General features: G+C 76.4%; 3 protein-coding genes. All 3 read left to right on the top strand.

Translation table 11 applies throughout. The annotated features are described in order from the left end of the window. The first annotated feature begins 22 nt into the window (after positions 1-22). From sbnA to AB0O91_RS05525, 3 genes are read left to right on the top strand one after another with little or no spacing between them, the layout of a single operon-like run. Positions 23-1,027: a 2,3-diaminopropionate biosynthesis protein SbnA gene (gene sbnA, locus AB0O91_RS05535; protein WP_363428146.1), complete on the top strand. Its 1,005-nt coding sequence runs from the start codon at positions 23-25 to the stop codon at positions 1,025-1,027. A 20-nt stretch (positions 1,028-1,047) separates the two neighbouring features. Continuing rightward, positions 1,048-8,913 (top strand): amino acid adenylation domain-containing protein, encoded by a 7,866-nt coding sequence (locus AB0O91_RS05530; RefSeq protein WP_363428144.1) that lies wholly within the window; start codon positions 1,048-1,050, stop codon positions 8,911-8,913. Then, complete coding sequence (locus AB0O91_RS05525; RefSeq protein WP_363428142.1) at positions 8,910-16,118, top strand: amino acid adenylation domain-containing protein; 7,209 nt, start codon at positions 8,910-8,912, stop codon at positions 16,116-16,118. The genes AB0O91_RS05530 and AB0O91_RS05525 overlap by 4 nt, the downstream gene beginning before the upstream one ends. The last annotated feature ends 42 nt before the right edge of the window (positions 16,119-16,160 follow it).

The raw sequence follows: 16,160 nt of genomic DNA, 5'->3' as shown, positions 1-16,160 counted from the left end.
CCACTGCGAAGGGGGACGGGCGATGCCCATCATCAGAACACCGCAGGAGTTCAACGAGGACGACCTCTTCGTCGACCTGCGGACGATGTTCGACTACCCGCTGTACCTGAAGTGCGAGGGCTTCAACTTCGCCGGCTCCGTCAAGCTCAAGGCCGCGCTCAGCATGGTCGACGCGGCCGAACGGGACGGGCGGCTGAACCGGGACTCCGTCCTGGTGGAGTCCTCCTCGGGCAACCTCGGGATGGCGCTCAGCATGATCGCCTCCGTCCGGGGCTACCGGTTCATCTGCGTCGTCGACCCACGGACCAACCTGTCCACCCGCCAGCTCATCGAAACCCTCGGCGGCCAGGTGCACATGATCACCGAGCCCTCGCCGGAGACCGGGTTCCTGGGCGCGCGGCTGGACTACGTCCGGGGCCTGTGCGCCTCGTCCCCGCGCTACGTCTGGCTCAACCAGCACGCCAACCCGGACAACTGGCGCGCCCACTACCGCACCACCGCACCGTCGATCCACCGCCAGTTCCCGGACCTGGAGCTGCTGTTCGTCGGCGCCGGGACCACCGGCACGCTGATGGGCTGCGCCCGGTACTTCAAGGAGCACCGGCCGGCCACCCGGATCGTCGCGGTGGACAGCATCGGCTCCGTCACCTTCGGCGGCGAGGCCGCGCCGCGCATGATCCCCGGCCTGGGCACCGGGATCCGGCCCGCCCTGCTGGACGAGAGCTTCGTCGACGACGTGGTGCACGTGCCCGAGCTCGACACCGTCCGCACCTGCCACCGGCTCGCCCGGGGCGGGTTCCTGTTCGGCGGCTCCACCGGGACGGTGGTCAGCGGAGCCGCCTCCTGGCTGGCGGAGCACCGCCACGGCCAGGACGTGGTCGCCGTGGCCGTCTCGCCGGACCTGGGCGACCGCTACCTCGACACCATCTACCAGAGCGCGTGGGTGCGCGACATCTACGGCGTCGACGCACTGGATGCGGTCGACCGCCCGACTCCGCCCAACGCCATTGCCACGGGGGTTAGATGACGATGCGTCACACATCGCCATTGTTCGAATCAGCAGATCCCGACGAACTTCCGCTCTCCGACGCCCAGCGGGAGATGTGGTTCGCCCAGCAGCTCGACCCGGGGAACCCGGTGTTCACCATGGCGGACTGCCTGGAGCTGACCGGCCCGCTGGACCACCAGCGGCTACGGGCCGCCTGGCAGCGCGTGCAGGACCGCACCGAGTGCCTGCGGGTGCGCTTCGCCGAGCGGGACGGCCGGCCGGTGCAGATCGTCGAACCGCCGCGGCCGCGCCCGCTGTCGGTGCTCGACCTGACCGCGGAGGCGGACCCGCTCGCCGCCGCCGAAACGTTTCTGGAGACCGACCTCCGGCAGCCCTCCTCGCTCGGCCCGGACGCCCTCGCCGCCACCCTGGTGCTGATCGGCCCCGAACTGGCCTGGCTGCACCTCAAGGCCAACCACATCCTGCTGGACGGCTTCAGCCGCACCCTGGTCTACCGCCGGCTCGCCGCCGAGTACGACCTGCCCGGCGCCGAGCCCGCCGCCGACCCGAGCCTCGCCGACCTGCTCGCCGAGGAGCGGGACTACCTCGCCTCCCCCGCCCACCAGCGCGACCGCGCCTACTGGGCCGAGCAGTTGGCCGACGGCATCGAGCCCACCGTGCTCTCCGGCCACCTCGGCGCACCCGCCCGGGCCACCGTGCGCAGCACCGGACTGATCCCGGCCGACACCGTCACCCGGCTGCAGGACGCCGCCTGGGCCGAGCGGGTCACCTGGCAGACCCTGCTGATCGGCGCCACCGCCGGCTGCCTGGCCCAACTCGGCGGCACCGACCGGGTGGTGCTGACCCTCCCGGTCGCCGCCCGCACCACCCCGCTCGCCCAGTCCGTGCCCGGCATGCGCGCCAACTTCCTTCCGCTGCCGCTCGACGCCCACCCCGCGCTCGGCCGCGACGGCCTGCTCACCCGGACCGCCGCCGTCCTGCGCGGTACGCTGCGGCACCAGCGCCACCGGCACGACACCATCCGCCGCGACCTCGGACTGACCGGCGACGCCGGCCGCACCTTCGGCCCCACCGTCAACGTGCTGCAGACCGGTGGCACCTTCGCCCTCGGCGACTGCCGGGCCAGGGTCCGCAACCTGTCCACCGGCCCCGTCCCGGACCTCCAGATCCTCTTCCTGGACAGCGAGGAGGACGGCTGCGAGCTGCGCATCGACGGCGACGCCGACCGCTACCCGCAGGAGCGGCTGGAGCTCTTCCGCGACGCCCTGCTCGGCTACCTCGCCGAGTTCGCCACCGTCTCCACCGAGCTCCCGGTCGGCCGGATCACCGCCCTGCCCGCCGCCGAGCGCGAGCGGGTGCTGATCGAGTGGAACAGCTACGAGCAGCAGCCCGAGGCCTTCACCGACGTACTGCCCCGGATCCGCGAGCTCGCCCTGGCCCGCCCGGACGCCGTCGCCGTCCAGGACGACGCCGGCCGGCTCGACTACGCCGAGCTGGTCGCCCGGGCCGGCGCCCTGTCCCGCCGGCTGGTCGCCGCCGGCGCCGGCCCGGACCGGCTGGTGGCGATCGCCGCCGCCCCCGGCACCGGCTTCGTCACCGCCGTCCTCGGCGTGCTCGGCGCCGGCGCCGCCTGGCTCCCGCTGGACGTGCGCTCCCCGGCCGCCCGCGGCGCGGCACTCGTCGAGGCCGCGGGCCCCGCCGTCCTGCTGCACGGCGAGGACCAGCGGCCGTACCTCGACGCCCTGCTCGACGCGCTGCCGCAGCGGCCGGCCCGGCCCGCCGCCCCGCCGGAGCAGCCCGCCGTGCCCGATGCCCCGCCGCAGCGGCCCGCCGTGCTCGCCCTCGACGACGCCCGCGACCGGGAGCTGCTCGCACCCGCCGGCGGCCCCGACGACCTGGCGTACGTGATCTACACCTCGGGCTCCACCGGCCGCCCCAAGGGCGCCATGGTGCACCGCGACGGCATGGTCAACCACCTGCTCGCCAAGCACGCCGACCTGGAGCTGTCCGAGGCCGACACGGTGGTGCACAACGCCCCGGTCACCTTCGACATCTCGGTCTGGCAGATGCTCAGCCCGCTGGTCGCGGGCGGCCGCCTGCGGGTCGTCGCCCGCGAGGTCGCCGCCGACCCGGGCGCGCTGTTCACGCTCGCCGACACCGAGGGCGTCACCGTCCTGGAGGTCGTCCCCTCGCTGCTGCGGGCCGCCCTGGACGCCTGGGAGAGCGGCGCGGCACTGCCCGGGCTCGCCCGGCTGCGCCGGCTGGTGGTCACCGGCGAGGCGCTGCCCGCCGACCTGGCCCGCCGCTGGTTCGCGCTGTTCCCCGGCATCCCGCTGGTCAACGCCTTCGGGCCGACCGAGTGCTCGGACGACGTCACCCACGCCCTGATCGGCTCCGCCGCCGAGCTGGACTCGGTGCGCGCCCCGATCGGCCGCCCGGTCCGCGACACCCGGCTGTACGTCCTCGGCGACTCGCTCCAGCCCGTCCCGGCCGGCCAGCCCGGCGAACTGTACGTCGGCGGCCGCGGCGTCGGCCGCGGCTACCTCGACGACCCGCGACGCACCGCCGGGGCCTTCGTCGCCGACCCGTACGCCATCGCCCCCGGCGCCCGGATGTACCGCACCGGCGACCGGGTGGTGCACCGGCCGGACGGCCGGCTGGAGTTCCTGGAGCGGGTCGACCACCAGGTCAAGATCCGCGGCCACCGGATCGAGCCCGGCGAGGTCGAGGCCGCGCTGCGCGCCGTGCCCGGCGTCGCCGACGCGGTGGTGACCGTCGCCCGGGACCCGTCCGGCGGCGCCCGGCTGGTCGCCCACCTGACCGGCGGCACCGACCCGGCCGCCGTCCGTGCCGAGCTGGCCCGGACGCTGCCCGACTACATGGTCCCGACCGTCCTGGTGCCGCTGGCCGCGCTCCCGCTGACCCCCAACGGCAAGGTGGACCGCAAGGCCCTGCCGGTGCCGGACCTCCACGCGCCGGACCGCGAGCGGCGGGCCCCGGGCACCCCGCGCGAGGCGCTGCTCTGCGCGCTGTTCGCCGAGGTGCTGGAGCTGGACGAGGTCGGCGCCGACGAGGACTTCTTCGCGCTCGGCGGGCACTCGCTGCTGGCCGGCCGGGTGGTCACCGGGCTGCGCGCCCGGCTCGGCGTCGAACTGCCGATCCGCACCCTGTTCGAGGCCCCCACCCCGTTCGCCCTGGCGCTCGCCCTGGACGGCGCCGAACCGGCCCGCGAGGAGCTGGCCGCCGGACCGCGGCCGGACCGCATCCCGCTCTCCCCCGGGCAGCAACGGCTCTGGTTCCTCTCCCAGTTGGACGCCGCGGGCGCCACCTACCACCTGTCCCACGCGGTCCGGCTGACCGGCCCGCTGGACCGGGCCGCGCTCGCCGGGGCGCTGGCCGACGTGGTGGCCCGGCACGAGAGCCTGCGGACCGTCTTCCCGGCCGAGGACGGACGCCCGCACCAGCGGGTGCTCCCGGTCGGCGAGGCCTGCCCCGAGCTGCCGGTGGTGCCGTTCTCCGGCCGTCCGGCCGAGGAGCTGGAGGCCGAGCTGGCCGCCCGGGCCGGCCGCCCCTTCGACCTGGCGGCCGAACCGCCGCTGCGCACCGTGCTGTTCGAGACCGGTGCCGAGGAGCACGTGCTGCTGCTGGTCCAGCACCACATCGCCGCCGACGGCTGGTCGGTGCGCCCGCTGGTCGACGGCCTCCAGGCCGCCTACCGGGCCCGGCTGGCCGGCCGCGCCCCGGACTGGACCGACCTGGCCGTCCAGTACGCCGACTACACGCTCTGGCAGCGCCGACTGCTCGGCGACGCGGACGACCCGAACAGTCTGATGTCCCGTCAGCTCGACTACTGGACAAGCCAATTGGCCGACCTGCCGGAGGAGCTGACGCTGCCCGTCGACTTCCCCCGCCCCGCGGTGCCCAGCTACCGGGGCGCCACCGTGCCGCTGCGGCTGGACGCCGGGGCGCACCGCGCCCTGACCGCGCTGGCCCGGGAGACCGGCGCCAGCCCGTTCATGGTGGTGCATGCGGCGCTGGCGGTGCTGCTCGGCAAGCTCGGCGCCGGCACCGACATCCCGCTCGGCACCCCGGTCGCCGGGCGCACCGCGCAGGCCCTGGACGACCTGGTCGGCTTCTTCGTCAACACCCTGGTGCTGCGCACCGACCTGTCCGGCGACCCGAGCTTCCGCGCCCTGGTCGGCCGGGCCCGGGAGACCGTGCTGGCCGCCCTGGCCCACCAGGACGTGCCGTTCGAGCGGCTGGTCGACCGGCTCGGCGCCGGCCGCTCGCTGGCCCGGCAGCCGCTGTTCCAGGTGATGCTGGCCTTCCAGAACAACGCCGGGGCCCACCCCGAGCTGCCCGGCCTGACCGCCGAGGTCACCCCGGTCGGCTCCGGGACGGCCAAGTTCGACCTGGCCTTCGAACTCGTCGAGCAGTACGACGGGGCGGGGCGGCCGGACGGCCTCACCGGCACCCTGGAGTACAGCACCGACCTGTTCACCGAGCGCACCGCCCGCGGCCTCGCCGACCGGCTGGCCCACCTGCTCGGCCTGCTGACCGGCGAGCCCGACCGGCCGCTCAGCGGACTCGACGCCCTGCTGCCCGAGGAGCGCGAGCTGCTGCTCGGCACCTGGAGCGGGGCCGCCGCCCCGACCACCGTCGGCCCGGTCCGGCTCCCGGACGTGTTCCAGGAGCGGGCGCACCGCGCGCCCGAACGGCCCGCGCTGCTCTGGTTCGAGGACGGCGCGGTGCGCGCCGAGATCGGCTACGGCGAGCTCAACGAGCGCGCCAACCGGCTGGCCCACCACCTGATCGCCCTGGGCGCGGGCCCCGGACGGATCGTCGCCCTGGCGCTGCCGCGCACGGTCGACGCGGTCGTCGCGGTGCTCGCGGTCCTCAAGACGGGCGCGGCCTACCTGCCCGTCGACCCGGCGTACCCGCGCGAGCGGATCGCCTACCTGCTGACGGACTCCGCCCCGCTGGCGGTGCTCGGCCACGGCTCGGTGGCCGGGCGGCTGCCGGAGCAGCAGGCCGCGCCCGTGCTGCTGCTGGACGACCCGGCGACCGCCGCCGCGGTCGCCGCCGCCCCGGCGCACGACCCGCGGGACACCGAGCGGACCGCCCCGCTGGGGCCGGACCACCCGGCGTACGTGATCTACACCTCCGGCTCCACCGGCCGCCCCAAGGGCGTGCTGGTGCCGCACCGGGCGGTGGCCGCGCTGGCCGCCGAGCACGGCCGGTTCGCCGTCCACGAGGGCACCCGGCTGCTCCAGTTCGCCTCGTTCAGCTTCGACGCGGCCGCCTGGGAGCTGTTCACCGTGCTGCTCAACGGCGCCGTCCTGGTGCTGGCCGCGGAGCCCGACCGGGCGCCCGGCGAGCCGCTCGCCGAGCTGGTCCGCACGGCCGGCGTCGAGGTGGTCTGCCTGCCGCCGACCGTGCTCGCCGCCTGGCCGTCCCGGCTGCCGATGCCCGAGGGCCTGACCCTGATCACGGCCGGCGAGGCCTGCCCGCCCGAGCTGGTCGAGCGCTGGTCCGCGGGCCGGCGGATGCTCAACGCGTACGGCCCGACCGAGACCACGGTCTGCGCCACCGTCAGCGAACCCCTGGCCGGAGCGGTCAAGCCGCCGATCGGCCGACCGCTGGCCGGCGCCCGGGTGTACGTGCTGGACCCGGCGCTGCGGCCGGTCCCGCCGGGCGTGATCGGCGAACTGTACGTGGCCGGCGCCGGGGTCGCCCTCGGCTACCTGCACCGGCCCGAGCTCACCGCCCAGCGCTTCACCGCCGACCCGTACGGCGACCGGAACGACCGGATGTACCGCACCGGCGACCTGGTGCGCTGGACGGCCGACGGCCAGCTGGACTACGTCGGCCGCGTCGACGAGCAGGTCAAGCTGCGCGGCTTCCGGATCGAGCTCGGCGAGATCGAGACCGCGCTGCTGGCCCGGCCGGGCGTCGAGCAGGCCGCCGCGGTGGTCCGCGAGGACCGCCCCGGCGACAAGCGGCTGGTCGCCTACGTGACCCCGGCCGGGCTGCCGGTCGGCGAGCTGCGGGCGGCCCTCGCCGCCGAACTGCCCGACTACCTGGTGCCGTCGGCGTTCGTCCCGCTGGAGACCCTGCCGCTCACCGGCAACGGCAAGCTGGACCGCCGGGCGCTGCCCGCGCCCGACTACGCCGCCGCCACCACCGGCCGGGCCCCGGCCGACGCCCGGGAGGCCGCGTTCTGCGCGGTCTTCGCCGAGGTGCTCGGACTGCCCGGGGTCGGCGCGGACGACGGGTTCTTCGACCTGGGCGGCGACAGCATCGTCTCCATCCAGTTGGTCAGCCGGGCCCGCGCGGCCGGGCTGGTGGTCACCGCGCAGGACGTCTTCACCCACCGGACCCCGGCGGCGCTGGCCGTGGTGGCCCGGACCGCCGAGGCGGCCACCGCCACGGTCGGCACCGAGGACGGCGTCGGCCCCCTGGGGCAGCTGCCGATCGGCCACTGGCTGCGCGCCCTCGGCGGGCCGGTGGACGGCTTCCACCAGGCCGTCCTGGTCCGCACCCCGGCCGACGCCACCCGGGAGTCGCTGACCGCGGCCCTCCAGGCCCTGCTGGACCACCACGACGGGCTGCGGATGCGGCTGCGGCCGGACTGGACGCTGCTGGTCACCGAGCCGGGCACGGTGGCCGCGGCGGACCTGCTGCGGGTGCTGGACGGCCCGGCGGCCGACTGGCCCGCCGAGGCGGTCGCGGCCCGGCAGCGGCTGGCGCCCGGCGCGGGCCGGATGGTCCAGGCGCTCTGGCACCCGGCCGGGAACGAGCTGCTGCTCACCCTGCACCACCTGGTGGTGGACGGGGTGTCCTGGCGGATCCTGCTGCCGGACCTGGCCCGGGCGCACGCGGCCGCGGCGGCCGGCGGGCCGGTCCGGCTGCAGCCGGTCGGGACCTCGCTGCGGCACTGGTCCGCACTGCTGGAGCGGACCGCCGCGACCCCCGGGACGCGCGCCCAACTCGACTGGTGGCGCACCGAGTCGGCGGGCGGCGAGGAGCCGCTGGGCCACCGGGCCGCCGACCCGGCGGTGGACACCTTCGCCACCGCCCGGACGCTGCACCGCACCCTGGACACCGACACCACCGCGGCGCTGCTCACCGAGGTCACCGGGGCGTTCCACGCCGAGGTGAACGACGTGCTGCTGACCGCCCTGGCCCTCGCCGTCGCCGACTGGCGGCGGCGCACCGGGCGGCCGGACCGCCCGGTGCCGGTGGAACTGGAGGGCCACGGGCGCGAGGAGTTCGCCCCCGGCGTCGACCTCTCCCGCACGGTCGGCTGGTTCACCACCGCCTACCCGCTGCGGCTCGACCCGGGCCCGGTGGACCTCGCGGAGGCGCTGGCCGGCGGCCCGGCCGCCGGGCACAGCCTCAAGCTGGTCAAGGAGCACCTGCGGATGGTGCCCGGGCACGGGCTCGGCTGGGGCCTGCTGAGGTACCTGGACGGGCCGGGCGGGCAGGAGCTGTCCGGCGCCGCCCGCCCGCAGCTCGGCTTCAACTACCTGGGCCGGCTGCCCGCACCCACCGGCGAGGACTGGTCGCTGACCGGGCAGTCCGCCGCGCTGGCCGCCGGGGCCGACCCGGGGATGCCGCTGCCGCACGTCCTGGACGTCAACGCGGTGACCGAGGACGGCCCGGACGGCCCGCGCCTGAGCGCCCGCTGGACCTGGGCCGGCCTGGCCCTGCTGGCGGCCGACGCCGAGGACCTCGCCGAGGGCTGGTTCCACGCCCTGCGGGCGCTGGTGCGGCACACCCGGGAGCCCGGCGCGGGCGGCTGGACCCCGTCCGACCTCGACCTGGTGGCACTCAGCCAGGACGAGATCGACGAATTCGAGGACGAGATGGACGAGATGGACGACTGGGGGAACGAGCTGTGACCACGGCCTCGGCCGAGCCCCGCACCGGGCGACGACCCGGGCGGAGCTCCAATCTGAGCGACATCCTGCCGGTGGCCCCGCTCCAGGCCGGACTGATGTTCCACGCGCAGTACCACCGCGAGGAACTGGACGTCTACACCGTGCAGTTGGCACTGGACCTGGCCGGCGAGCTGGACCCGGCCCGGCTCCGGCGGGCGGTCACCGCCCTGCTGGAGCGCCACCCCAACCTGCGGGCGGCCTTCCGCTACCGCAAGAACGGCGACCCGGTGCAGGTCGTGCCGCGCGACGTCCCGCTCGACTGGCGGGAGATCGACCTGCGGGACTCCGCCCGGGACCCGGACGAGCCGGCCCGGCAGGACCGGCTGCGCCCCTTCGACCTGGCCCGCCCCCCGCTGCTGCGCTTCAGCCTGCTGCGGCTGGGCGAGCGCCGGCACCGGCTGGTGCTGACCGCCCACCAGATCCTGTTCGACGGCTGGTCGATGCCGATCGTGGTGCGCGAGCTGTTCGCCTGCTACGCCGACGGCGGGGTGTCGCTGCCCCGGCCCGCCCCGTACAAGTCCTACCTGGCGCACCTGGCCCGGCAGGACCGGGCGGCGGCCGAGGCGGCCTGGAGCGCCGCGATGGCGGGCTTCACCGAGCCCACCCGGCTGTCCGGCACCGCCGGAACCGCCGGAACGGCCGGCACCGCCGGAACGGCCGGCACCGCAGCAGCAACCGCAGCAACCGGGCGGCGCGGGATGCCCGGCGAACACGCCGTCGAACTGGACGAGCAGGAGTTCGCCGCCCTCACCGGCTGGGCCCGCCACCGCGGCCTGACCGTCAACACCGTGGTGCAGGGCGCCTGGGCAACCGTCCTGGGCACCCTCACCGGGCTGCGCGACATCGTCTTCGGCGGCACCGTCTCCGGCCGCCCGCCGGAGCTGCCCGGGGTCGAGGGCATGGTCGGGCTGTTCATCAACACCCTGCCGGTCCGGGTCGACCTGGACCCGGCGCAGAGCTTCACCGAGCTGCTCGGCGCCCTCCAGGACCGCCAGTCCCGGCTCCTCCCGCACCAGCACCTCGGCCTGGACGCCGTCCAGCGGATCGCCGGGGTCGGCGACCTCTTCGACAGCGTGCTGGTCTTCGAGAACTACCCGCTCGACCCGAAGGCGCTGGCCGGCGAGGTCGCCGGACTGCGGCTGACCGACCTGCGGGCCGGTGACGCCAACCACTACCCGCTCAGCCTGATGGCCCTGCCCGGCGAGCGGCTGCGGCTCCAGATCGGCTACGACACGGCCCGGTTCACCCCGGCCGAGGCGGCCGTCGTCGCCGACCGGCTGCTGCACGTGCTGCGCACCGCCCGGGCCGAACCGGACCGCCCGCTCGGACAGCTGGACCTGCTGTTGCCCGGCGAGCACACCCGGCTGGCCGTCCCCGCCGCGGAGCCGGCCGCCGCCGACCCGTGGACGGACGTGGTGGCGCGGGTCCAGCACTTCGCCCGCACCACCCCGCAGGCCGTCGCGGTCTCCGACGGCACCGAGCGGCTCGGCTACGCCGAACTGGCGGCCCGGGCCGCCGCGGTGACCCGGGCGCTGCTCAGGGCGGGCGCCCCGACCGGACCGGTCGGGGTGCTGGCCCGGCCCGGCTGCGGCTTCGTCACCGCCGTCCTCGGCGTGCTCGGCGCGGGCGCGGCCTGGCTGCCGCTGGACGTCGCCGCTCCGCTGCGGCGCGGCGCCGTGCTGGCCGCCGAGGCGCACCTCGGCGCCCTGCTGGTCGACCCCGGCGAGCGCGCCACCGGCGTGGAACTGCTGGCCGGAGCCGGGCTGGACGTCCCGGTGCTGGAGCTGGGCACCGGGGCCGCCAAGCGGCTGCCCGCCCCGCGCGGCGCCGCCGACGACCTGGCGTACGTCATCTTCACTTCCGGCTCCACCGGCCGCCCCAAGGGCGCCATGGTGCACCGGGCGGGCATGGTCAACCACCTGCTGGCCAAGGTCGACGACCTGGAGCTGGACGCGCGCACCGTGCTGGTCCACAACGCCCCGGTCACCTTCGACATCTCGGTCTGGCAGATGCTCGCCGCCCTGGTCGTCGGCGGGCGGCTGCGGGTCACCGGCCGCGAACTGGCCGCCGACCCGCAGGCGTTGTTCGGCCTGGTCGCCCCCGAGGGCGTCACCGTGCTGGAGGTCGTCCCCTCGCTGCTGCGGGCCGCCCTGGACAGCTGGGACGCCGGCGCGCCGCCGCCCGCCCTGACCGGGCTGCGCACGCTGGTGGTCACCGGCGAGGCGCTGCCCGCCGACCTGGCCCGCCGCTGGTTCGCCCGTCACCCGGGGATCCCGCTGGTCAACGCCTACGGGCCGACCGAGTGCTCGGACGACGTCACCCACGCCCTGATCGGCGCCCCCGCCGACCTGGACTCGGTGCGCGCCCCGATCGGCCGGGCGGTGCGCGGCACCGGGCTGTACGTCCTGGACGGCGCGCTGCGCCCGGTCCCGGACGGCGTCCCCGGCGAGCTGTACGTGGGCGGGCGCGGCGTCGGCCGCGGCTACCTGGACCAGCCCGCCCGCACCGCCGCCGTGTTCACCGCCGACCCGTTCAGCCCGCTGCCGGGCGCCCGGATGTACCGCACCGGCGACCGGGTGATCCGGCGGCCGGACGGCCAACTGGAGTTCCTGGAGCGGGTCGACCACCAGGTCAAGATCCGCGGCCACCGGATCGAGCCCGGCGAGGTCGAGGCCGCGCTGCGCTCGATCGACCGGGTCGGCGACGCCGTGGTGGTGGTCCGCCGCGGCGCCGGCGGCGACGCCCGGCTGGTCGGCTACGTCACCGGCGACCTCGACCCGGCCCGGTGCCGGGCGGCGGCCGCCGCGCTCCTGCCCGAGTACATGGTGCCCGCCGCCCTGGTCGTGCTGGACGCCCTGCCGCTGACCCCCAACGGCAAGGTGGACCGCACGGCACTGCCCGAGGCCGACCTGGCCGGCCCGAGCGGCCGCGGTCCGCGCACGCCGCAGGAGGAGGTGCTGTGCGCCGCCTTCGCGGAGGTGCTGGACCTGCCCCGGGTCGGCATCGACGAGGACTTCTTCCAGCTCGGCGGGCACTCGCTGCTCGCCACCCGGCTGGTCAGCCGGGTCCGCACCCTGCTCGGCGCCGAGCTGGCCATCCGCACCCTGTTCGAGGCCCCCACGGTGGCCGCGCTGGCCGGGCGGCTCACCCGGGACGCCGTCCGCCCCGCGCTGACCGCCGGGGAGCGGCCGGAGCTGCTGCCGCTCTCGTACGCCCAGCAGCGGCTCTGGTTCCTGGACCGGCTGGAGGGCCCCTCCGCCACCTACCACCTGCCCTGGACGCTGCGGCTGCGCGGCGCCCTGGACCGCGCCGCGCTGGCCGCCGCGCTGACCGACGTGATCGAGCGGCACGAGAGCCTGCGCACCGTCTTCCCGGACCGCGACGGCCTGCCGCACCAGCGGGTGCTCTCCACCGCGCAGGCCGCCGTCGGGCTGCCGGTCCGCGACCTCCCGGCGTCCGAACTCGATTCGGCGGCACAGGAGTTCGCTGCCATCGGGTTCGACCTGGCGAACCGGCCGCCGATCCGGGCCACCCTGCTCGCGGCCGGCCCCGAGGACCACCTGCTGGTCGTGGTGATCCACCACATCGCCGGGGACGGCTGGTCCAACGGACCGCTCGCCCGCGACCTCTCCACCGCCTACGCCGCCCGACTGGCCGGCCACGCGCCCGGCTGGGCGCCGCTGCCGGTGCAGTACGCCGACTACGCGCTCTGGCAGCGCGGCCTGCTCGGCGAGGAGACCGACCCGGAATCCGTCGCCGCCCAGCAACTCGCCTACTGGAAAGACCAGTTGGCCAACCTGCCGGAGGAACTCCAGCTGCCGGTCGACACCCCCCGGCGGGCCGTCACCGGCTACCGCGGCGGCAGCGTCCGCTTCGCCGTCCCCGCCGAGGTGCACCGGGCCGCCCTCGCGCTGGCCCGGGAGAGCGGCGCCAGCCTGTTCATGGTGCTCCAGGCCGCGCTGGCCACCCTGCTCCACCGGCTCGGCGCGGGCGACGACATCCCGCTCGGCACCCCGATCGCCGGCCGCACCGACGACGCCCTGGACGACCTGGTCGGCTGCTTCGTCAACACCCTGGTGCTGCGCACCGACCTCTCCGGCGCGCCGACCTTCCGCGCCCTGCTGGACCGGGTCAAGGCCGCCGCCCTGGCCGCCTACGCCCATCAGGACCTGCCCTTCGAGAAGCTGGTCGACGCCCTCGGCCCCGAGCGCGCCCAGGCCCGCAACCCGCTGTTCCAGACCCTGCTGGCGCTGCACAACAACGCCGCCGCCCGGCTCGACCTGCCCGGCGTCACCGCCGAGGCCGGCGCGGCCGAACTGGGCAGCGCCCGGCTCGACCTCGCCTTCGAACTCGCCGCGGAGGACGGCACCGAGGGCCTCACCGGCCGGCTGGAGTACAGCACCGAACTGTTCACCGCGGCCGGCGCGACCCGGCTCACCGCACGCCTGGTGCACCTGCTGACCGCCCTGGTGGAGCGGCCCGACCGCCCGGTCGGCGCCGCCCCGGTGCTGCTGCCCGGCGAACCGGAGCAGCTGCTCGCCGCCGGGGTCGGCCCCGACGCGCTGGTCAGCGAGCACACCCTGGCCGAGCTGCTGGAGGCCGCCGCGGACGCCCGTCCGGACGCCCCGGCGCTCGAATTCGGCACCGAGCGGCTCGACTTCGCCGAACTGCACCGCCGGGCCAACCGGCTCGCCCGCACCCTGCTCGCCCGGGGCGCCGCCCCGGACACGGTGGTGGCGATCGCCCTGCCGCGCTCGGTCGACCTCGTGGTGGCCGCCCTCGCGGTGGTCAAGTCCGGGGCCGCCTACCTGCCGATCGACCCGTCCTACCCGGCCGACCGGATCGGCGCGATGGCCGAGGACGCCGCCCCGGTGCTCACCGTCACGCGCTCCGAGGTGGCCGCCGCCGTCCCCGCCCTGAAGGCCGGCACCCCGCTGCTGCTGGACGACCCGGCCACCCGCGCCCTGGTCGACGGCCAGGCGCCGGACCACCTGCGCCCGGCCGAACTGGCCGCGCCGGTCCGGCCCGAGCACGCCGCGTACGTCATCTACACCTCGGGCTCCACCGGCCGCCCCAAGGGCGTCGTGGTGCCCCGCGGCGCCCTGGCCAACCACCTGCTGGACCTCTCCGGCCGGCTCGGCCTGGGCCCCGGCCGCAGCCTGCTCGCGGTCACCACCTTCGGCTTCGACATCGCCAACCTGGAACTGCTGGCCCCGCTGCTCCGCGGCGCCCGGCTGGTGGTCGCCCCGCTGGAGACCGTCCGCGACCCGGACCTGCTGGCCGACCTGATCCGCGCCAGCGGACCGGACGTCCTCCAGGCCACCCCGACGCTCTGGCACGCCCTGGTCACCGCCCACCCGCGGGCCCTGGCCGGACTGCACGTGCTGACCGGCGGCGAGGCGATCGGCCCGGCCCTGGCCGAGGCGCTGACCGGCGCCGCCGCCGAGGTCACCAACCTGTACGGCCCGACCGAGACGACCATCTGGTCGCTCTCCGCCGCACTCCCGCCCGGCCCGGCCGGCACCCCGCCGATCGGCCGCCCGCTGGCCGGCAACCAGGCCCGGCTGCTGGACGCCGCACTGCGCCCGGTGCCACCGGGCGTGGTCGGCGAGCTCTACCTGGCCGGCGCGGGCCTCGCCCGGGGCTACCTGGACCGCCCCGCGCTGACCGCCCAGCGCTTCACCGCCGACCCGTACGGGCCGCCCGGCAGCCGGATGTACCGCACCGGCGACCTCGCCCGGCTGCGGCCGGACGGCGCACTGGACTACCTCGGCCGGGTCGACCACCAGGTCAAGATCCGCGGCTTCCGGATCGAACTCGGCGAGATCGAGGCCGTGTTGACGGACCACCCGGCCGTGGAGCGCTGCGCCGTGGTCGACCGGGAGTCCACGCCCGGCGACCGCCGGCTGGTCGCCTACCTGGTGCCCGCCGGCCCCGGGCGCCCCGAACCCGCCGCCCTGCGCGCCCACCTGGCGGCCGTCCTGCCGGAGTACATGCTCCCGGCCGCGTACGTCCCGCTCGCGGAGCTGCCGCTCACCCCGAACGGCAAGGTCGACCGCAAGGCCCTGCCCGCCCCCGGCGCCGCCGACCGGGCGGCCGGGCGCTCCGCCGGACGGCCGCCGAGCGGGCCGGTCGAGCTCGCCCTGAGCCGGATCTTCGCCGAGCTGCTCGGGCTGCCCGGGGTCGGCGCCGAGGACGGGTTCTTCGACCTGGGCGGCGACAGCCTGAAGTCGATCCAACTGGTCAGCCGGGCCCGGGCGGCCGGACTGTCGCTCACCCCGGCCGACGTCTTCGCGCACCGCACCGTGGCCGGCCTGGCGCTGGCGGCCGGCGCCGCCGAGGGCACCGGTGCGCCCGCGGGCCCCTCCACGCCCGGGGACCCGCCCGCGCCGGACGACCCGTTCGCCCCCGTCCTGGCGATCCGGCCGACCGGCGGCCGCCGTCCGCTGTTCTGCGTGCACGGCGCCGTCGGCCTCGGCTGGCCGTTCCTGGCACTCGCCGCGGAAATCGACCCGGACATTCCTGTGTACGCTTTCCAGGCGGGCGGCGTACGCGCGCCGGAAAAGCCCGCGGAGTCCGTCCGGGAAATCGCCGAAAAGTATCTCGGCAGAATGCTGGAAATCCAGCCGCAGGGGCCCTATCGTATTCTCGGCTGGTCGTTCGGGGGGCTCGTCGCCCACGAGATCGCGAGCCGGCTGCAGGCCCGCGGCGAGCAGGTCGAACTGCTCGCCGACCTGGACGGCTTCCCCGGCACCGGCACCCCGACCGGGGACGCGCCGGACGACCGGGCCGTCCTGGCCGAACTGCTGGAGCGGGCCGGCCTCCCCGCCGACGGACCACTCGACCCCGCCACCGCCCGCCGGCGGCTGGCCGAGGCCGGCAACCCGCTCGCGGAGCTGGACGAGACCGAGTTGGCCCGGCTGCTCGGAGTGATCCGCACCCACGGCGTCCTCGGCGACGCCCACCGCCCGAGCCGCTACCGGGGCGACCTGCTCCTGTTCACGGCCGCCCGCGGCCTCGCCCCCGGCGCCCCGGGCGCCGAGTCCTGGCACCCGCACGTGACCGGCCGGATCCTCCGGCACCCGGTCGACAGCGACCACGACTCGATGCTCGAACCCGCCCCGGCCGCCTTCATCGGAAAGATCCTGTCGACCGTCCTGAGCTGACCGGTCGGCCACCCGGACATTCTCCCGGCGGGAATTCCCCCG

The organism is Kitasatospora sp. NPDC089797 (genome assembly GCF_040684795.1).
In the GTDB taxonomy this organism is placed as follows: Bacteria; Actinomycetota; Actinomycetes; order Streptomycetales; family Streptomycetaceae; genus Kitasatospora.
Note: the sequence above shows the minus strand (reverse complement) of the source record. Positions and strands in the feature narration are given on the sequence as shown.